The sequence below is a fragment of the Paramesorhizobium endophyticum genome (assembly GCF_014640615.1).
GTDB classification, from domain to species: Bacteria; Pseudomonadota; Alphaproteobacteria; order Rhizobiales; family Rhizobiaceae; genus Paramesorhizobium; species Paramesorhizobium endophyticum.
Map to the genome: position 1 here is coordinate 18,944 of NZ_BMHH01000013.1, position 16,734 is coordinate 35,677.

The 16,734-nt window shown below is 57.2% G+C and carries 32 protein-coding genes and 1 tRNA gene; 3 read left to right on the forward strand and 30 right to left on the reverse strand.

Going from position 1 to position 16,734, the window contains the following annotated elements; all coding sequences use genetic code 11:
• Positions 1-32 precede the first annotated feature (32 nt).
• The 3 genes from IEX53_RS15150 (at position 33) to IEX53_RS15160 (ending at position 1,881) form a co-directional block, all read left to right on the forward strand.
• A complete protein-coding gene (locus tag IEX53_RS15150; protein WP_188825021.1) occupies positions 33-755 on the forward strand; it encodes an NUDIX hydrolase in 723 nt (240 codons plus the stop codon).
• Complete coding sequence (locus IEX53_RS15155) at positions 755-1,660, forward strand: PhzF family phenazine biosynthesis protein (protein ID WP_188825022.1); 906 nt, start codon at positions 755-757, stop codon at positions 1,658-1,660. The genes IEX53_RS15150 and IEX53_RS15155 overlap by 1 nt, the downstream gene beginning before the upstream one ends.
• Positions 1,661-1,805: 145 nt before the next feature.
• Positions 1,806-1,881, forward strand: a tRNA-Lys gene (locus IEX53_RS15160).
• 68 nt (positions 1,882-1,949) lie between these two features.
• Here IEX53_RS15160 and IEX53_RS15165 read toward each other — a convergent pair.
• The 30 genes from IEX53_RS15165 to IEX53_RS15310 form a co-directional block, all read right to left on the reverse strand.
• Positions 1,950-3,134 carry a site-specific integrase gene (locus IEX53_RS15165; protein ID WP_188825161.1) on the reverse strand — a complete coding sequence of 395 codons (1,185 nt, stop codon included), beginning with the start codon at positions 3,132-3,134 and terminating at the stop codon, positions 1,950-1,952.
• Between the two features lie 267 nt (positions 3,135-3,401).
• Positions 3,402-3,668 (reverse strand): hypothetical protein, encoded by a 267-nt coding sequence (locus IEX53_RS15170; protein WP_188825023.1) that lies wholly within the window; start codon positions 3,666-3,668, stop codon positions 3,402-3,404.
• The gene (locus tag IEX53_RS15175; RefSeq protein ID WP_188825024.1) at positions 3,665-3,898 is read right to left on the reverse strand and encodes a hypothetical protein; all 234 of its coding nucleotides are present in this window, start codon (positions 3,896-3,898) and stop codon (positions 3,665-3,667) included. Before IEX53_RS15175 ends, IEX53_RS15170 begins: the two co-directional genes overlap by 4 nt.
• Positions 3,895-4,164, reverse strand: a complete 270-nt coding sequence (locus IEX53_RS15180; protein WP_188825025.1) for a hypothetical protein — start codon at positions 4,162-4,164, stop codon at positions 3,895-3,897. The genes IEX53_RS15175 and IEX53_RS15180 overlap by 4 nt, the downstream gene beginning before the upstream one ends.
• Positions 4,161-4,415: a hypothetical protein gene (locus tag IEX53_RS15185; RefSeq protein WP_188825026.1), complete on the reverse strand. Its 255-nt coding sequence runs from the start codon at positions 4,413-4,415 to the stop codon at positions 4,161-4,163. Before IEX53_RS15185 ends, IEX53_RS15180 begins: the two co-directional genes overlap by 4 nt.
• A complete protein-coding gene (locus tag IEX53_RS15190; RefSeq protein WP_188825027.1) occupies positions 4,402-4,815 on the reverse strand; it encodes a hypothetical protein in 414 nt (137 codons plus the stop codon). Before IEX53_RS15190 ends, IEX53_RS15185 begins: the two co-directional genes overlap by 14 nt.
• Positions 4,808-5,158, reverse strand: coding sequence for a hypothetical protein (locus IEX53_RS15195; RefSeq protein ID WP_188825028.1), 351 nt, complete (start codon positions 5,156-5,158; stop codon positions 4,808-4,810). Before IEX53_RS15195 ends, IEX53_RS15190 begins: the two co-directional genes overlap by 8 nt.
• Positions 5,155-5,364 (reverse strand): hypothetical protein, encoded by a 210-nt coding sequence (locus IEX53_RS15200; protein ID WP_188825029.1) that lies wholly within the window; start codon positions 5,362-5,364, stop codon positions 5,155-5,157. The genes IEX53_RS15195 and IEX53_RS15200 overlap by 4 nt, the downstream gene beginning before the upstream one ends.
• Positions 5,364-5,651: a hypothetical protein gene (locus tag IEX53_RS15205; protein WP_188825030.1), complete on the reverse strand. Its 288-nt coding sequence runs from the start codon at positions 5,649-5,651 to the stop codon at positions 5,364-5,366. The genes IEX53_RS15200 and IEX53_RS15205 overlap by 1 nt, the downstream gene beginning before the upstream one ends.
• The gene (locus IEX53_RS15210) at positions 5,651-7,078 is read right to left on the reverse strand and encodes a dATP/dGTP pyrophosphohydrolase domain-containing protein (protein WP_188825031.1); all 1,428 of its coding nucleotides are present in this window, start codon (positions 7,076-7,078) and stop codon (positions 5,651-5,653) included. The genes IEX53_RS15205 and IEX53_RS15210 overlap by 1 nt, the downstream gene beginning before the upstream one ends.
• 11 nt (positions 7,079-7,089) lie before the next feature.
• Positions 7,090-7,323: a hypothetical protein gene (locus tag IEX53_RS15215; protein WP_188825032.1), complete on the reverse strand. Its 234-nt coding sequence runs from the start codon at positions 7,321-7,323 to the stop codon at positions 7,090-7,092.
• Positions 7,313-8,377 carry a hypothetical protein gene (locus IEX53_RS15220; RefSeq protein WP_188825033.1) on the reverse strand — a complete coding sequence of 355 codons (1,065 nt, stop codon included), beginning with the start codon at positions 8,375-8,377 and terminating at the stop codon, positions 7,313-7,315. The genes IEX53_RS15215 and IEX53_RS15220 overlap by 11 nt, the downstream gene beginning before the upstream one ends.
• Positions 8,370-8,675 (reverse strand): hypothetical protein, encoded by a 306-nt coding sequence (locus tag IEX53_RS15225; RefSeq protein WP_188825034.1) that lies wholly within the window; start codon positions 8,673-8,675, stop codon positions 8,370-8,372. Before IEX53_RS15225 ends, IEX53_RS15220 begins: the two co-directional genes overlap by 8 nt.
• Complete coding sequence (locus tag IEX53_RS15230; protein WP_188825035.1) at positions 8,662-8,946, reverse strand: hypothetical protein; 285 nt, start codon at positions 8,944-8,946, stop codon at positions 8,662-8,664. The genes IEX53_RS15225 and IEX53_RS15230 overlap by 14 nt, the downstream gene beginning before the upstream one ends.
• A complete protein-coding gene (locus tag IEX53_RS15235) occupies positions 8,936-9,307 on the reverse strand; it encodes a hypothetical protein (RefSeq protein WP_188825036.1) in 372 nt (123 codons plus the stop codon). The genes IEX53_RS15230 and IEX53_RS15235 overlap by 11 nt, the downstream gene beginning before the upstream one ends.
• A complete protein-coding gene (locus tag IEX53_RS15240) occupies positions 9,304-9,576 on the reverse strand; it encodes a hypothetical protein (protein ID WP_188825037.1) in 273 nt (90 codons plus the stop codon). The genes IEX53_RS15235 and IEX53_RS15240 overlap by 4 nt, the downstream gene beginning before the upstream one ends.
• Positions 9,563-10,024 carry a hypothetical protein gene (locus IEX53_RS15245; RefSeq protein ID WP_188825038.1) on the reverse strand — a complete coding sequence of 154 codons (462 nt, stop codon included), beginning with the start codon at positions 10,022-10,024 and terminating at the stop codon, positions 9,563-9,565. Before IEX53_RS15245 ends, IEX53_RS15240 begins: the two co-directional genes overlap by 14 nt.
• A 3-nt stretch (positions 10,025-10,027) precedes the next feature.
• Positions 10,028-10,237 carry a hypothetical protein gene (locus tag IEX53_RS15250; protein WP_188825039.1) on the reverse strand — a complete coding sequence of 70 codons (210 nt, stop codon included), beginning with the start codon at positions 10,235-10,237 and terminating at the stop codon, positions 10,028-10,030.
• The gene (locus IEX53_RS15255; RefSeq protein ID WP_188825040.1) at positions 10,234-10,635 is read right to left on the reverse strand and encodes an HNH endonuclease; all 402 of its coding nucleotides are present in this window, start codon (positions 10,633-10,635) and stop codon (positions 10,234-10,236) included. The genes IEX53_RS15250 and IEX53_RS15255 overlap by 4 nt, the downstream gene beginning before the upstream one ends.
• Positions 10,635-10,838, reverse strand: coding sequence for a helix-turn-helix domain-containing protein (locus tag IEX53_RS15260; protein ID WP_188825041.1), 204 nt, complete (start codon positions 10,836-10,838; stop codon positions 10,635-10,637). Before IEX53_RS15260 ends, IEX53_RS15255 begins: the two co-directional genes overlap by 1 nt.
• Positions 10,835-11,956, reverse strand: a complete 1,122-nt coding sequence (locus IEX53_RS15265) for a recombinase RecT (protein WP_188825042.1) — start codon at positions 11,954-11,956, stop codon at positions 10,835-10,837. Before IEX53_RS15265 ends, IEX53_RS15260 begins: the two co-directional genes overlap by 4 nt.
• A gap of 211 nt (positions 11,957-12,167) precedes the next feature.
• On the reverse strand, positions 12,168-13,175 hold the full coding sequence (locus tag IEX53_RS15270; RefSeq protein ID WP_188825043.1) for a PD-(D/E)XK nuclease-like domain-containing protein: 1,008 nt from the start codon (positions 13,173-13,175) through the stop codon (positions 12,168-12,170).
• Entirely contained in the window at positions 13,172-13,345 is a 174-nt protein-coding gene (locus IEX53_RS15275) for a hypothetical protein (protein WP_188825044.1), read from the reverse strand. Before IEX53_RS15275 ends, IEX53_RS15270 begins: the two co-directional genes overlap by 4 nt.
• Positions 13,342-14,016, reverse strand: coding sequence for a helix-turn-helix domain-containing protein (locus IEX53_RS15280; protein WP_188825045.1), 675 nt, complete (start codon positions 14,014-14,016; stop codon positions 13,342-13,344). Before IEX53_RS15280 ends, IEX53_RS15275 begins: the two co-directional genes overlap by 4 nt.
• A complete protein-coding gene (locus tag IEX53_RS15285) occupies positions 14,013-14,372 on the reverse strand; it encodes an XkdD/Y8K6 family phage-associated protein (protein WP_188825046.1) in 360 nt (119 codons plus the stop codon). The genes IEX53_RS15280 and IEX53_RS15285 overlap by 4 nt, the downstream gene beginning before the upstream one ends.
• A gap of 85 nt (positions 14,373-14,457) precedes the next feature.
• Positions 14,458-14,697 carry a hypothetical protein gene (locus IEX53_RS15290; protein WP_188825047.1) on the reverse strand — a complete coding sequence of 80 codons (240 nt, stop codon included), beginning with the start codon at positions 14,695-14,697 and terminating at the stop codon, positions 14,458-14,460.
• Positions 14,697-15,032 carry a hypothetical protein gene (locus IEX53_RS15295; RefSeq protein WP_188825048.1) on the reverse strand — a complete coding sequence of 112 codons (336 nt, stop codon included), beginning with the start codon at positions 15,030-15,032 and terminating at the stop codon, positions 14,697-14,699. Before IEX53_RS15295 ends, IEX53_RS15290 begins: the two co-directional genes overlap by 1 nt.
• Positions 15,033-15,093: 61 nt before the next feature.
• The gene (locus IEX53_RS15300; protein WP_188825049.1) at positions 15,094-15,429 is read right to left on the reverse strand and encodes a hypothetical protein; all 336 of its coding nucleotides are present in this window, start codon (positions 15,427-15,429) and stop codon (positions 15,094-15,096) included.
• Between the two features lie 64 nt (positions 15,430-15,493).
• Positions 15,494-15,811 carry a hypothetical protein gene (locus IEX53_RS15305; RefSeq protein ID WP_188825050.1) on the reverse strand — a complete coding sequence of 106 codons (318 nt, stop codon included), beginning with the start codon at positions 15,809-15,811 and terminating at the stop codon, positions 15,494-15,496.
• Between the two features lie 680 nt (positions 15,812-16,491).
• Positions 16,492-16,713 (reverse strand): hypothetical protein, encoded by a 222-nt coding sequence (locus IEX53_RS15310; RefSeq protein ID WP_188825051.1) that lies wholly within the window; start codon positions 16,711-16,713, stop codon positions 16,492-16,494.
• Between the last annotated feature and the right edge of the window lie 21 nt (positions 16,714-16,734).

The following is a 16,734-nucleotide window of genomic DNA, read 5'->3' on the forward strand; positions in this document are numbered from 1 at the left end:
GATTTCCAGGGGTCATGCTTTCAAGGATCACCATGCACGACATCCCCCAGAATACGGTTATCACCATTGACGGCGTGGATGTGCGCGTGGTCCCGGGTGAACTCGATTACGCGCTCTCCAACAAGACGGCGATTGCGGAGAACTGGCAGCAGGAGATTGCGGCTAATCCCTCTCTCTTCAACGGCGCGCTCTATCTTGCGCCCGAGGCGCGGCTTGAAGACGGCATTCTTCGCGCCGATTTCGTCCGCACGCTTTATGAGACGCTGCTTTACTGGCGCTACGATCCGCTGAAAACCCGTCCCTGGCATATTTTCGGCATCGGCGTGGTGGTTTCCGCCGATAATCGCCTGATCGCCGGGCGCATGGCCGCGCGGACGGCCGGAGGAGGGCGCATCTATTTTCCCGCCGGGTCCATCGACGATGACGATGTTGCCGAGGGCAGGGTGGATTATGAGGGCAATGCGTGGCGGGAAGTCCAGGAGGAAACCGGCCTCGATCTATCCCAAGCTGCGGCGGAGAAGAAAATCCATCTGGTGACCGCCAATCGCAGCATCGCCCTTTTCCGCCGCTACTATTTTCCGCAGAATGCGGCGGTGCTTGTCGAGCGGATCAGGCAATATCTTAAAGCCGATAACGATCCGGAACTGGATGCGGTCATGGAAATAAGCGGGCCGGGGCAGATGGGCGAGGCGACGCCGAGCTATGTTCGCGCTTTCGCGGATTGGCATTTCAATGAAGCGGGAGGAGGCCGATAATGGCACGGTTCTATGAAATCTTCGACGTATTCACCGGCGATGCGCTGAGCGGCAATCCGCTGGCGATCGTGCATGACGCGGAAGGTCTCGATGAGAAGCGGATGCAGGCCATCGCGCGCGAGTTCAATCTCTCCGAGACGGTCTTTGTCCTGCCGCCCGAAAACCCCCTCCATACGGCGGCGATCCGCATCTTCACGCCGGATCATGAACTGCCTTTCGCCGGGCATCCGACGGTGGGGACAGCCATCGCGCTGGCGATGCGGCGGGCGGATGACGAAACGGATGTTTTGATCGCGCTCGAAGAGACAATAGGCGTCGTGCGCTGCGGGGTGCGACTCGCTGATGATGGCGCATTTGCCGAGTTCGATCTGCCGCGCCTGCCCGAGCGGCTGGAAATCGCCGTGGAGAAGGAGTCGGTCGCAGCGGCGCTGGGTCTCGGCACACATGAGATCGGCTTCGAGAATCACGTCGTGAGCGCGTGGAGCGGCGGTGTACCCTACCTACTCGTACCGGTGCATAATCTGATCACAGCGGCCAAGATCACGCTGGATAGGGCTTTCGCGCAGGAGAGCTTGCCAGCGGTCAACGGGCGCTCCCTGTCGATCTATGCCTATTGCCGCGAGACCAGGCTTTTCGACAGCGCGTTTCATGCGCGCATGTTCGACACGGCGGGCAATATTTTCGAGGATCCGGCGACGGGATCGGCGGTCGCGGCCTTCTGTGGGGCGGTGCATCATTTCGACAGGCCGCTGGAGGGCGTCACCCGGCTCTGGATCGAGCAGGGGATGGAGATGGGCCGCCCCTCGCGCATCCGGCTGGAAATCGATGTGGAGAATCAGGATCTTGCCGGCGCACGCATCGGCGGAGCGGCGGTGAAAATGGCGGAGGGGACGCTTTTTATTTGAATATGATAAAATGCTGCCCGCATCGGTAGAAGTTTTGGCGGCTTTCGAATTTTCTTTCAAAAATCCGCATTTGGAGGCTGGACAGGTGCCGGGAGTGCCGTTATAGAACCGCTCACTTCCGGCGGCACCGCTGCCAGCCGAAAGAGGGTGCGTAGCTCAGTTGGTAGAGCAGCTGACTCTTAATCAGCGGGTCACAGGTTCGATCCCTGTCGCACCCACCAATTAAACCAATGACTTAGTTGATTTCCCGGCGTTGGTGGTTTCCAGTAAATTGGAAACGGTTTCCAATTCACGTTCCGTTCTTGTTCCTAAAAGCAGCTGGCTCAATATCCTTCCAGCGCTCTTCCATAAGCTTCATAGCGTCCCGCGCCAAGCTCCGGAGCGACACCTCCCTCCCGTAATGTTGCACCATCTGCGGCGACATATTGCAGATAGCCCCCACCTGATTTTCAGTGCATCCTATTTCCAATAGATTGATGACGGCGTTCTTCCTCAGCCCGTGGAAAACGATCCGATTTTCCCGGAAAGGCTTGAATGGCTCCTCATTCATGAGTCTCTGCCATTCGGTACGAAATCCATCAGCCGTCTTGTAAAATTTTGCACGGCCTGCCTCATGCAGCATGACGCTGTCATTGTTTGGCGCTGAATCGATCCATTTCCGGTATGCCGAATGAATTGGTATCCAGACGGTCTTTTTTGTCTTTTGGGCTTTGACCGCTATCACGCTTTCTCCAGCCTTTGGCTTTACCATCGCAATGACATCGCCCTGGCGTTGCCCGGTAAAGAATGCAGACATGGCAATACGCTGCATATGAATCGGTGCATGTTCGAATAGGATCTCGAAAGCCCAATTGGGCCAAGGCGTCCACGGCTCGCCCCCCGGTATTTTCTCGGTGTGCTCGACCGGATTTATTTTGCAGAAACCGCGAGGGACGCCCCACGACATCAGGCGAGACAGGAACGCCCGGAATTGATTTGCTGTAGCCGGCGTGTCTCCAAGAGCGTCTATGGCCTCTTGGGCATCAACCGTGGTCAAATCCACGGGAAGCATATCTCCCCAACTCTCAATGATGAGCTTACCGGACGATGTGTATCCTCGCCGCGTCGATTTCGATAGGCTCGCCCATACCGGGTTTGAATCGTGCTGAAACGCCTCCACGAGCGCCTTGAAGTCTTTCACGCCCTCGCGCCCACGCTTGATAAGTGCCTCCATCGCCTTCTCGGCTTGAGGCCAAAACTCCTTATCCTTCAGGTCTGGGAGGCGTTTCCCATCCAAAATGAAGCCTTTGGCATCCTTCTCCAAGGCTTCGCAAATCGCCAGCCGCTTGGAGAAGTCACGCTCAAGCGGCTCCGGGAGGGAGATGGAAGGCCATGCGTCTTTCGTGTTTCGAAAGCGCGTGTAGAATGTATAGACGGTTTGAGATCCGTTTTTGCGGCGTTTCGTGACTCTGTGGACGTGCTTAGGCAGCTCCACGGTTCCGCTTTTCCCTAACCTTTTCACGGAATGCAGCTCCCATACCTGATGAGCGCTCGGATGATCCGACATTTATCGATCGGTCCAGATCATCTCGATACCAAAACTTTCGGCGCGTCGTGTCAATTACCCGTGGTTGGGGGTATTGGGTGCCAACGCGCTCCAAGAAATCCTCTACGTGCCGTTCGCCGCAATACGCTGCGGCCATATCGGCCAGCATTCGCGGGGGCCAACTGCCGTAGGGGATGACGGCGGGACGACGGGTGCTCATCCTCTCTCCCCCTCTCGCAGTGCTTGGCGTCCGGCTGGGCGTAAATGTTCCGGCCTGAATTCATCGGTAATGTAGCCGTCATGAAGAAGGGTGATGCTCGGGAACAGCGTGTCGGAAGCATATACCCGGCGAAGCTCTATACCGATAATGACGCCTTCGAAGCGATCATACTCATCCGTAGCCTCACACACCACCTCATCGCCTATTCGAAAACGGTTGAGGTCCGGAATATCGATTATCTTGTTTTCTAGTGTCAGCTTCATTCCGCGCCTCCTGCCAGTGCTTGGCGACCGGCTGGCGTAATTGATGTGTGGTAGCTCCTTTGCGGTTGCCCTGCCGCATTGATGGATATGGTTTCTTGCCGTGTAGCATATCCGAGGTTCACAAGAGCGGAGAGGACGGCGATTGGCCTATCACGCAGTTCGTATGCGGCATCCGCGTCCAGCATTTTCAAGGCGCGAATAATTTCTCTCGTGTGGTGAGGCGTATTCATTCCGCGCCTCCTTTCGCCGGAGTGCCGCCTGCTTCGTCAATCTGCCAGACCTTCATAGTGATGTAGGATGTCATGTTGTTCAGCCGGATAACGCCGCGTCGTTCCAGCCTCCGGCAAGCCGTGAGGACGTGGCTTGTTTTCAAGCCTTTCCACTTCGTTCTGTGGTCCATGGCGAGGTGGTTGCGGATGACGTACGTCGGGTATGTGCCTCCGCGTCTGAGCGTAGCGAGTATGTCTGCGTCAATTTCTGCGGCGTTAACCTTCATTCCGCGCCTCCTAGCGGGCTGGCGGCGAGCATTGCGCGCAGGATACCGGTGTATCCTTGACCTCCAGAAGCTTTGAATGCTTCGGCAGCATCTATCATCGCCTCGTTCGGCTCATCCAGCGCGGCGCGGATTTCGGAGAGGATTTCTTCTGCATATTCTCGATGCCATTTCTCTGGCTGCACAAAGCACCCTCCACTTTTCCGACAAATGATCATCGCCACGCGCTCTACGAGATCGTCAGGCGTTGTCATGGCTGGCCTCCGCTGGCTCGACATATTCGGCGTTGCGGGTACGCGTGAACGCCCACGGAACGAACCGGAGATTGTGCGCCTCCTGCCATTCGTCGCAGGCTTTGCGGAGACGCGCGGAAAGGTCGCTGGCCTGGTCGCCGGTCACGCCGAACAGCGGATCGCTGCCTTCGGGATCGCATAGATCGTAGGCGCGCTCTTCGGCTTCTTCCAAGATGCTGGTCGCACCGATGTAATCAGCGAGCCTGATTTCGTCCTTTACGGCTTCGACTAGGTGGATGCCCATATCGTCGCCGTATTGGCCTCGGGCTTCTTCAATCGCTTCCTCACGCGTATCGCACGGGCCAACGTCGAATATTCCATCGTTGTCGCCTACGTACCATTTCCAGTCTTTATCAGTCATGGCTGGCCTCTTTTGCCTTGAGGATTGCGATGCATAGGGCGATGGGGATATTTGCGCCCGTGGTATCCATCGGTGCGTGTAAACCAATCCTCGCCCACGGCCTCGTTTGCGGCGTCTGCCCCCATCCGATAAGCACTGGCTGTTGGGGCAGCAGCAGTCCCAACAGCGCTATAGCTGCGTCGATGTCGGCAGTGAAAGCCGGGAATGTAGCCTCCGATGGGATGATGCCGTCTGGACGCCGGTATAGATTTGGATAGCCGGTCACCTCGGTTACCAGGCGGTCAAGCTCGTAGTTCGGTCCGGTCGCCGCCTGTAGGCGCTCTATGAGTGTAGCGGGGGTCATGGGCGCTCACCTTCCGCGTCGAGGTAGCGAATTTCCCAAGTCGGGTGGAACCGTGAAGGGTGCTTGTTGCCATCCAACTGAATGTTGAGGTAGTTAGAAGCGCTTAGGATCGTGCCGTATTTCGGCGTTTTGCCGCCCGTGTATTCGATGCGACCGCCGCGCTTTGCCGGGACGCCGTAATATTTCCTGACCCACTCCATGCTCATCACTCGCCCTCTTTCTGCGCGAGGACGGCGGGAACGGCGCGAATCTTGAAGAAATCATCTGCTGCGACCGTTGCGCTACCTAGGGCGGTTGCCAAAACCGTTATTTGATCCTGCGCTGATTTGCCTGAATATTGGCTCACAAGGTGCGCCGCCGCCGTCAAAAGCATCATTATACCATCTGACGGGTCCGCACCGGCTCTCTCACAGATCGCGCGTGTCGCCGCCTCTATGGCCAGAACACGATTCCTCGGATCGCTCGGCACTTTTCCTTTGATCTCGATGCGCATCACCGCTCCCCTCCCTTGGCGTTTGTGTTGAGGATGGCGCGGGCGCGGCGAAAATCTCCGACCGTAACAACTGGCTCTAAGTCGCTACCCCATAGTATGGGGTGGTCATCATGTACGCGCAGCGTGGGGAGACCGTGGACACCATCTGCTGTGCGGTATCGCGTAAAAGGCTCCACCGCCTCACGCAACCGCTCTGCATAACCGGTCCACCAGTCCAGACCTTTCTGTAACCGCTCGATCTCGGCGCGCGCTGCGGCCAACTCATCAGCTTTGCTTGCTGGGTGGGGTGAGAGGGCCGATGGAGCGGCAGGGAGAGGCATCCAATGGGTTGGGGCGTGATAATTTATCTCGCTGATTGGATCGTCTGGCCAACCGCCGACCATTGTATTAGCCCACCACCAATCGCCACCCTCATAGTTATCAGGGTCGAAGTATGCCTCTCCAACAATGAAATCATCTTTATCTTTCGTCGGTACGGCTATGATGACCCGTGTTTTATCCTTCGGCCCGGTCTCTATGGGTTGCCACCCATCCGCCACTACAGGCGCTGGCGCTTCACCAGACCGATCATGCTCAATGGCCTCGTCCTCGCTCATGGTGCGCCAGTCGGGCCACTTGCGCGCAAAGTTCTTTCGTTGTTTCGCCAGCAGGCGAGGCATTAAATCTTTTGCGCTGCCACCGTGCCGCCAGAACCCGTCCATCGCCAAGATCACGACATCGATCCATTCGGATAGATCGGTCGGCTCGGTCTCTATCTCGATTAACTCCTTCCGAATATGGTCGATGACACCGGCAGTCCGTGTGCCGGGGCCGAATGTGTTGCGTGACCATTCGATCTGCCGCGCGTAATAGTCCTCTATGCGTTCTACAGGCGCTGGCGCTTGGGCGATGGCGGAGAGGGTTGAAAGCCACCAATCGGCCTCGCTGTATCGTCCGTTTGCGGATGCTTGTTGCAAGAGCGGGCTTATATCGGCTGGCAAGGATAGCTCGCCATGCTCATCAAGGTAGTCTTCGATGGAAGGCAGGGCGCGCTGCGTCACATTCCAATATGCCTTCTGGGCCTCGGCCTTGAAGAGCAGTTCGGTCACAATACCGACCTGCACCGGCCCGCTCGGCTGCGGGGCCGGGTGGGTGTAGAGGGGCGTTACGGTGAACCCTTGATCTTGCCAGATTTCAGCTATTAGCTTCATGGCCGTGAATTTCCGAGTATACTCCCCACCCTCCATTTGTTCAGCACGCCACGCCACCGCCTCGTCATGGGCGAGCGCCGACCCACCTTCCCAGATGGATAGAATATCGGGGTGATACTTGATGACGGATAGCCGCTCGCTGTCTGTCAGCTTGGCGCTGGCATTCGCGGGCTCTTCCCGCCACGCCCATAGGGCGGCAAACTCTGCCGCGCGTTGGTATTTGTCACTTACCGGCATCGCGGGCCTCCTTATCCTGAAACCGAATGCACATTTGAGGGGAAACGAATTGAGCCAAGCTCTGCGTCGTGCTCGTATATAGAGACGGGGAGGTCTACAGTCGCGTCGAAGTCAACCTCATTCGTCTTGTCGTAAATAGACACATCAGGATCGCCGATGGTGAAAAATCCAAGGCGTTCAGAGGGGCATTCGTCCAAGACTTTTTGCAGTTTTTTAACCCAAGCTTTTTCTTCTTTAGTGAGCATCGCCACCCTCCCATTTCTTGCGGGCATCGCGGGCGGCGCGTTCAGCCTCGTCATGAGCTTTCGCAAATGACTGTGGTATCGGGCGGCGATTTAGCCAATCAATAGTGCTCCACTCACCTGACCAATCCGGCTCGCGCAACCATTCGTAAACTTTTGATGCATCCTCGCGCAGAGCGGCGAAATCGGCCTTCAAGGCTCGGATATTTTCGTGGATTGATCCGGCATCACCGTCAAAAAGATCGGCATAGGATTGCTGCGCGGCCTCAAGTTCCAGTATCTGCGCCCGAAGCTCCATGATGTGCTCAAACCTATCGCTGGCTATAATCCCTAGCTGTTCGCACTGCCTGTCGAGGCTCTCCTTATCGGCACGCAGCGCCGCTATCTCCGCATCCTGCTCCCTCACGCGGGCTTCGGCGGTTTCGGCGCATAATTTTCTGTCATAAGAAACGACGGCTTCGCCGTAATATTCGTCAGCCTTCCGCTCAAGCTCCTTAATCCGCGCTGCCTGCTCCGCCGTTGCTCGCTCGATCTCCTGCTTTAGCCGCTTGGTCGTGTATCGCGGCTTGCCTTCGTCATCGCCCATGAGGTTGGCGTTGACCTGCTTGAGAGCGGCAATCTCAGCATCTCGCGCCGCTATCTCGCGCTCGGCGTCGGCGGTGGGCGTTAGGGTGCGGACGCGGCGTTCATACAGTTCATCGGCGCTTACCATGCTCCGTTCGCTCGCGCGGCATCGCTCCCACTTTCCCCAATCGCCCCATGGCTCATCAGGACTGGACCGTAGCCGAGTAGACATTTCGCGCGCCACCGTCTCCAGCCCCTTGTCGGAGGGCGCGGGGTTATCGGCAACCGGCGTTGATTTCAGCGCGCGGATGGCTTCGGCATATACAAGGCCAACTTTGTTGCCTGGGTTGGTGCGCGGCAGAAGAACCTCGCACTCAACGCCGCAAAGCATGTTTTCATCAATAAGTCTCGCCGCTTCTTCCAGGGCCTGTTCGCGGATCGCGGCAACCGGCGTTGATGTGGGGGCGGCGAGCGGGCAATTCTGATCAGCCATAGTGATACCCTCCCTTTTTGTCCGCGATTGGTTGGAGCGGCCAATAGAATTTGACACCGCAAATCTTCATCGTGCCGCACGGCTTGCCGTCGAACTCGACAAAGTTCGATGCGGACACGACTGATGGGTCAATCACGTACTGGGGCGATGTGAGCCGCATGTCGTGTATAATCGCGAAAGCATCTTGCTTATCTGAAAGAAGGATGGCTGCTGGAGGCTTCATGTTGTGCCGCTGGAACGCAACGATCATCTTCCGCGTGGCGTCAACCACATCCTCAAATCGGTTATGCTCCTGCATCGTCGCCTCCTGCACGTTCTTGAATTTCAAGCGCCTCCGCTTCGATGTCTCTATAAAGGCGGTGGAGCGCGGCTAGGCGGTTGGCGTGGATTTCCTTATCTCGCCTCAACTGATCGGGGTTGCCGATGTAATCACGGCCATCTGGGTGCATTTTCCGAAGCGCACTCATCGCTGCCTCAATAGAGGTCATCGCTGCAAGGCGCATTTCGACAAGTGCGCTCGCGGTGGTGCCGCTGAAATTAAGGACGGGCTTCATTCGTTCAAGCAGCATCGTCGCCTCCATAGGTGAGGATGGCGGCGCGTTTGGTCATTTCGCGGACGGCCAACCTGTACCAGTTTGCGTCATCAGGGCCTGTCGCGTTACCGGATAACGTGTCTGATCCATAAATCCGGATGCCATCCAGCGTGTTGATCAACTCCTTCACGCGCTCGGCCAGCCTGTCCCGCTCGGCTTGGAGAGATCGGAGCGCGGTGGCGGCTTGTAACAGCGGCCCACATGGTCGAGAGTTCATCCACCTAACATGATCTGTGGCATTAAATACCTCAGCCCAATCCGGCTCACGTATCCACTCATACGCAGCTTCCATCTTCTTAATCAGGTCCGCCACTTCTGGCGCTGTAGGAGTGCTCATGCTGGCTGTCCTTCCTTGGCGGAATAGGTGAGGATGGCGGCGGCGACATCTTCGCAGGCGACCTCATAGCCATGGCTGTGGTCGCTATCGGCTCCGAGCTTCCGCGCTATATCCGCCGCGCGCTGGTCACGAGCCATGAGGGCGCGGGCGATTGATCCTTCAAGAATATCGCACCCGAGTGAGCCGGGCCGCAGATGGCATTCTGCGATCTTTCGCGCCTCCCGCATTATCTCCTCGGGGATTGCCGTGTCGGGGTTATGCTTTGGCATTTGGGCCTCCATTGGTGGAGAGGGGCGCGCTCCGAACGGTTGCGCGCCGCTGGAAGTCGGAAAAGGACAGGTCGTGGCATGCGTCAGAAACCCGGAGGTAATAGGCGTAACGGGCGGCTGATCGGGATTTCGCCGGGGCGATGCTAGAAAAGCCTTCGAACTCCACGATGTATGGCTTGTGCGGATCGACCTCTTTCAGGTGCGCCGCGAGCGCTTCCCGGCCTTCATGGGTAACGGAATAAAAAGCCATGTCATCGCTGCGCCCTGATCGCCTCCAAAAAGGTGAGGCGTCGAATTGTTTCGCTAGATCACCATCAGCTTCGGTGGCGAAATGATTGCGGTAGGATTTCTCAAGCGGGAACAGAGGGCGTCCAAGCGCATGGTCTATTAGGTCCATCGCCTTGTCTTTCAGATAGCGGTTGACTTTGGGGTTTTCTGACTCGCTCATGGCTTACGCCCTCTCTGCTGGCATGACGGGAGGGGTGGCGTATAGACGGAGGCACGAAAGGTCCTTCTCGCGGCGTTCGGCCCACTGCCTGTCCTTGGTAAAATCTACGCCGTCAAAGGGGTGTTCAGCGTTGTACCCTTCCGCCGATGCGGAAAAGCCAAGCTTGTATGCCTGTTCAAGCGCGGCCTTCATGGCCTGTTCGGATATGGTCATGGCCTCGAGCCTCCAATCACTTCACCCGTGCTACGGTCCACAACCTCGCCGGTGATGAGCTTTTTAAAACGGGAATTGCGGGAGCCGGGCATTGTCGGCTCTTTGCCGATGCCAAGGTGCTTTTTTCGGACATTGGCGATTTTGGATTTTACCGTCATCTCGGATGCGGTCTTTTTCCGGTGAGCGTCTCGCAACGCCGGGTAAAAGTTGCTTTCACGGTGTTCGCCACCAAGAATGAGCGCCAGACGATGGTCCAAATCCCATTCGTCGCTAGGCTGGATTTTCTTCCCGGTCAGGTGACATATGCCGTTCTCGCGGTCGAATACGCGTTGCCGGACGCGCGCAGGCACCTTTTGATCGTCGTTCTTTCCAATCCATTCGGGAGTTTCGCGGGCCATTATTTTACCTCCCGGTAAATGATCACGCGCTCGACCTTGATAAGAGAAAGAATGGCGTCGCTGGGCTTCTTCCTGCCTTTCAATACTTCGGACACGAAAGCTGAAGAAACGCCGCATTCCCGCGCGATGTCCGACTGCTTTCGGTTGTAGGTGACAAGGGCGCGGAGGCGATCAATAACTTCGTTCTCTGGTATCCCGGTCATGGCTTCATCCTCCGCGCATCGAGGTAGGACTTCGCTTTCGCGGGCTCGATGTCGCCCTTGATCACTCCGTCAGCCGTCTCGAAGGCCACCTTGAGAAATTCCAGGTCGTTCGGCATTTCGCTTTTCCAGGCGTTCTTGGCCTGTTCAAGAATGCCGCGGCGATCCTGTGGCTTATGGGATGAACCCGCGATCTCAAGCAGCTTCGCGGCGCATTCTTCGCGCAACGACATGGCAACGGCATCGAGATAATCAAGAGTTTCAGAGGGAGGCTCCAGCTGTTCCGTGGTTACCGCGCCGGGGTTCTCGCCTCCCTCTGCCGCCGCATCATCTGCGGATTGGGGGAGGGTGGAGACAGGGGATTCTCCACCCTCAACGCTGCCGGTGGAGGATTGGCCGGCAGGCGTGTCTTGTTCGGTGAATTCTTGAGTGCTGGCGAGCGTTTCCGTTTCCCGCGTCACGAAGTCCTGATTAAAGCCCTCGTTCGCCTGCGGTTCGCTCTGGCGCTGCTGGAGGCGCTGCATGAGGGAGGGTGTCACGTCCTTGGCATTGTCCGGGCCCTGGAACTGTTCGGCTTCGTCGCGGTCGTAAACACCTAACAGAACTTCCGGGCAGTGACGGCGCGCCCAAGAGCGAGCGGAGAAATATCCAAGCTGCTGCTGCGGATCGGACTTCCAGAGCGGGGAGTTCTTGACGGGTATCTGTCCGATAGGCGGGGAGGTGTAAGTGCATTCCTCGCCATCGAGTACGCCGGTTACGGTACAGGTCATATCGGCACCAGTCCCTTCGAACCGATATTTCAGCCGCCCCTTAATGCCGGAACGGGTATTGACGACCGCGGCGATAAGTTGGGCTTCATAGGCAATCGTCCCGTTCACGGAATATGACTTGGAGGCGACGGCGAAGGGTGACATTTGCCATTCAAGGGCCTGCATAGCCACGGCCATACAGGCCCCGGCGTTTCCACGAAGATGCTTGGGCAGCGCAATATCGGCCTTGCACATCACCTCGGCAAAGCGAACGACTTCACCCAGGTTCTGCGGTGCAATGCTCGATCCGTTGGCACCAGACGTGACGGTCACGCTGTTGATGGAGGTTTCACGCGGGGCGATCTGGTTCATTTCGATGCCTCTGGATTGAGATTGAGGTGGGAGGGGAGTGCGATGAAGAACCGGCCCCGGCTCGTCTCCATCTTGATCTGACTGATGCTCCAGTTCTGAAGCCATCCGGCGTTCTGGGGTTTATGCCCGTTGAAGACAACATCGCCGGCGAGGATAAAATCGATAACGATCCGAGGGTCGGTTATTCGACCCCCTCTGGTCCATTTTGCCATCACGCCGCCTCCGCATTTAGCTGCGTGTCGATCCGCGTCCGGGCCCAAGATGGCATTTCGACAAATGAGATGTGCTGGTCATGGCCGTCGTAACCAGGCCATTCATTGCGCTTCAGGCATTCGGAGAGGATGTTGAGGCCGCGCATGGCTTGGCGCTCTCCAAGCTCGATATCCGCATCTTTCAGGGTGACGACGCGCACATCGTAGGGTGCCGATTTTTCAACAAAAACGAACGTGAACGAGGTGAAGGCGTCCTGCCCGAGAACATCCCGCACGACCATGCGCGTGAAGGCTGCCTGGATGTGATAGCCATGGGAGAAAATCGCTTTGGATAGGCTATCGTCATCGACCGAGGCAGCGGTTTTCAGATCCACGAAATCGCCGCTGTGATTCGGGATCACATCCGGGCGGGATTTCAGCCAAATTCCGTTGCGCTGGGTGAATATGGACCGCTCGATCCGTCCATTCAAAATACCAAGGCGGATGGCTTCTTTGCGCGAAAGCGATTCCGCAATCTTCTTGATGTGGCCGATTTCGGTTTCGGTGATGACCGTTTTGCCGGCGGCAGCCTGCTTCGCCAGCCATTCCTTGCACGCGTTCGCATTGGCGTTCCACGGCTTCCAGACGCCCTTGTCATCCTCGTACTTGGCCGGGCGAAGGGAATACCGCTCTGCAAAGCCATCCTCGCCCAACAGCAGCATGTGAGCGGCTTTGCCGAAATCGAGCGCCTTGGAGCCTTCCGGTTCCTCAGCATTCGGATTGTAGGGGCTGGCATACCAATATTCGAGCGGTCGCCGCAGGATGGTGCGGAGGCTTGAGGATGAAATGGAGAAGCCATCGAACAGGCCGATCTCCCGGTGATACGTCTCGATTGGGACGCCGGCATACACGCCCGGTCGCATGATTTTTTCGCCGATCCAGACGTGTTCTTTCGCCAATCCCTTGACGATGCGGTTTACGATACTGCCGACAGGCTGCATGGAATCGGTGTCGATGATCTTGCTCATGCTTCTGTCCTCCGCTCTGCAATTCGATGGTATTCAGCTTTGAGTGTCTGCTTGGTGCGTTCGTCCGGCTCGCTTGCGATGAGTTCGGCCAGACGCTGGAGCGCGTCGTTCCGCGGGAGCCTGGCGATGCAGGCGAGTTCGACGGCAAGGTTCATCTGGTCTTGGATCATGGCCGCGCCTCGTCGGCGGGGAGGCCAGAAGACGAGATAATTTCGAGCGGGTGCGGCATATACTCGACAGGATCGACCGGGCTTTCGCCCTCAATGTCCCACCAATATCCGCCCTTGTGATCCGTCCAGACGGACTCATAAACCCGGCCATCTTCATCTCGGACCCAATAATGATCAGAGTTCCGGATGGTCATTTCCTTATCGGCGTCGTATGCCATCGTATGCTCGAAGGTGATGGTCGTGTCGGCTTCGGCAATCGGCCTCCAGAATTGAGAAAGACCGGCGTTCGGCGCAGGTAGTTCCGCCAGAGATCCAATTAGGCTCGCAAGATGTTTGAGAATGCCTGCGTCTTGGATTTTATCGATCATCTCGCCGTAACGGAGCGCTTCGGGCGAAATGGCGGAGATGGTCCTGATTTGCCCGTCGCTGCCTATCCCGGCGAAGAAATCGGGAATGCCGCATTTCAGAACAGCGGCGAACTGCACCATTCGACTGGCCGCTATCCGGTTCGTGCCCTTCTCGTACTTCTGGATTTGCTGGAAGGTGATACCGACCGACTCGCCAAGCTTCTCTTGGGAGATGCCCCGCACATTGCGGATACGGCGAAGGTTGACGCCTACAGCCTGATCAATCGCGTCCTCATCGATCTCGATCTGCGGTGAGTTGGTCATGGCTGACGGCCCTCCGCTTCGGCGATGGCTGCGCGGATCGTGCGCAGCGTGTTCCAGCATTCGTTGTCTGGATGCTGTCCGGTGCACAATTCCTCGACGCCAAGTTCTGAGGCCTTCAACGCTTCAAGCAGATCGGGCGCGGCGGCGATCACGCGGGCGTTAGCAATCTGCTCTTCCCCATCAGGCCAGTGCCAATCTCCGTCGATGACGCGCGGCGCATGGATGTAAACCCATGATTGCCCCAGACCATCTTCTGTAGGCTGGCGCGTGACTTGATGGATCGTACAAACTTCATAGCCGCGCGTTTCTGTGCCGATTTCCCACGGCCCCGGCGTATGCTTCGCTACCTCGCTCATGAAAGCGCTCCAATGCAGAGTGAAAAAATGAAAACGAACGTGGCGGCAGAGATGAGGGAGGCGATATCTTGAAGAAGGTCACGCATCAGGCGGCTTCCTTCTGGGGGCGCCATGAGCGAGCGCATTCATTGAACAGGCAACGCCGCCGCCATTCCTCCGCGATCATCTCGTCACGGATTTCCGCAATTTGCTCGTCGGTGAACCACGACAGACCGTTTCGGCGAGCGAGCGTGGCAATCGCGTCTTCGAGTTCGCTTTGACCCAAACAATTCTGCCGGGCGTCAGACCGCTTGATCTGGGCTTCGTAGCGGGCGCGGGTGTTCATCACATCGCCTCCCCGGACGCATAGGAAACATAGGCAGGTGAGGGGGTGATGTAGCCTCCCTCATGCTCGAGGGCTTCCGTCAGCAGATCGTCGTCGGCGTCGGCCAGATCGCATATTTCCGCCCCGATCAGCTTCATGAGTGGAGTGGCGGTATCCGAGAACAGCGAGACGTACTGGCTCGGCTCGCCGGACTTCGAAACGTCCACCAGAACGTCATTAGCCACGATGAAAGGCTCGCCGTTCTCCCATTCAAGGTCGAGATCGATATCGCAGTTTACTTCCTGCCAAATACGACCGTCAGGCATTTTCAGGCTGGCTGTGTAGGAGGTTTTCATGTTCGTGTTCCTCGCTAAAGACTTCGGGAAACCGCCCCGTGAGGCGGAAACCGGAGGGCTTTCAGGCAAACACCGCCTCCATGATTTTCTTGAATTCGTAGCGGTTGGCTGACAGGTTTTTGGCTGCCTGCGCGACCATGGCCTCAGCCAGCATGTCGCTGACCTTGGACGCACCCTTGATGGCAGCTTCAAGGATGGCGCTCTTCTCGCCGGAGAGGTACGTGCGGACTTCCGGGATGATCTCCGTTTTCATGAAGTCTGCGACAACTTCACCGATCTGATCACGCATCGTCCAAGAATGGTTGGTGAGCAGCCCTTCAATGAGTCTCTGGCGGACTTGAGCCTGAATGTCGGCTGCGTTTTCGGCCAAGAATTGCTTGAGGTCTTCTTCGGTCATTTCATTTTCCTCTGTTGCTAAAACCATCTGGAACGCGGCGCGGACGCCGCTGACCGGAGGGGGTTCATCCAAAATGCTTGTCTTCGAGAGCCTGGCGGGCGAGGCTGTAATCCTCGGGGCGCGCCATGACTTTCGCGATGCAGGAGATCGAATATTCCGCCTCGCGCTTTTGCCTTTCCACGGCGCTCATCTTGTTATTCGGGTTGAAGAAGACTTCCGGCTTAAGGCCGTCCTTGGGAAGACGACCGAGAACATTGGCTTTGACCGCTGCCCGAAGCTCCGCGCGGACCTGAGATGGAACCTTGCCGCGAATAACCCGAGAACCTTGGCAAAGGATTTGCTCAACGTTGGGGCCAAACTCTGCGGTGTACATGCTGCTCATCTCGTCTCTCCCATCTGTTGGCGCGGGCAGATCGGCGTTTCGCTTCTTCGTGCCGCGGTGGGTATGAGAGGTATAATATGCGCATACGTATAACAGTCAAGTGAAAAAATGCGCGAACGTATAAAGTTTCTTGCGTTGGCGTATATCGGCGCGTAAAAGAAAAGCCCCGGAGCGGTGATGCTGCCGGGGCCGAATGCGGTCTCAAGTCAAATCGGTTGTAGCAAAACAAGGATGGTTACGCAACCGAAACGACCGCTCCGGCGCGCAGAGAATCGCAAAATGTTGGGTCTGCTCGGAGGTTCCCGCCAACAAATTGTGTTTTGAGCGCTAAAGCAGCGGTCTTTCTCGGGATTGGCCCGCAGCACCGATCACCCGGCGCATGAATTCCGAAGCGGTTCCTCATCCCAGGCTGATGAGGCGGTTCCAGCGGGGTAGACGCCGCTCGACTGGTTTGGATGCGACTTGAGAGATTGAACTGCCGAAAAACCCTCATGCATGGGGACGGCGTGGCCCACCGGTGAAACGGGCAGGCAGGGATACTGGAGCTTCATAGCATCCCGGCGTGGCGCCATAAGCCAAGCCGAAAAGGGCGGAACCCCTCCGTATGAGGGTAAACGTCTTGATAGCCCGTAGTGTGCCTAGAATCAGGAAAGAGCCAAAAGCGTCAGGAGGAAGTCGCGTTACTCGCGCACAGCACGCTTTCGCCCGCGCGCCAGGATTTCAATGGCCGCTACGGTGTTTGCTGTGAACAGCTCCAGCTCGTCATCCGTCAATGATGCAAGTGCGGGCCTCAATGCATCCGCGATTCTGTCAGCGGAATCGCCTTGCGCCTTGCTCCACAGCCAATCATTAATTTGCCTGTTAACGCTTTTTTCACCTCGCGCATCATCGATGATAGCCATCAGTTCAGGCGACAAGCGCAG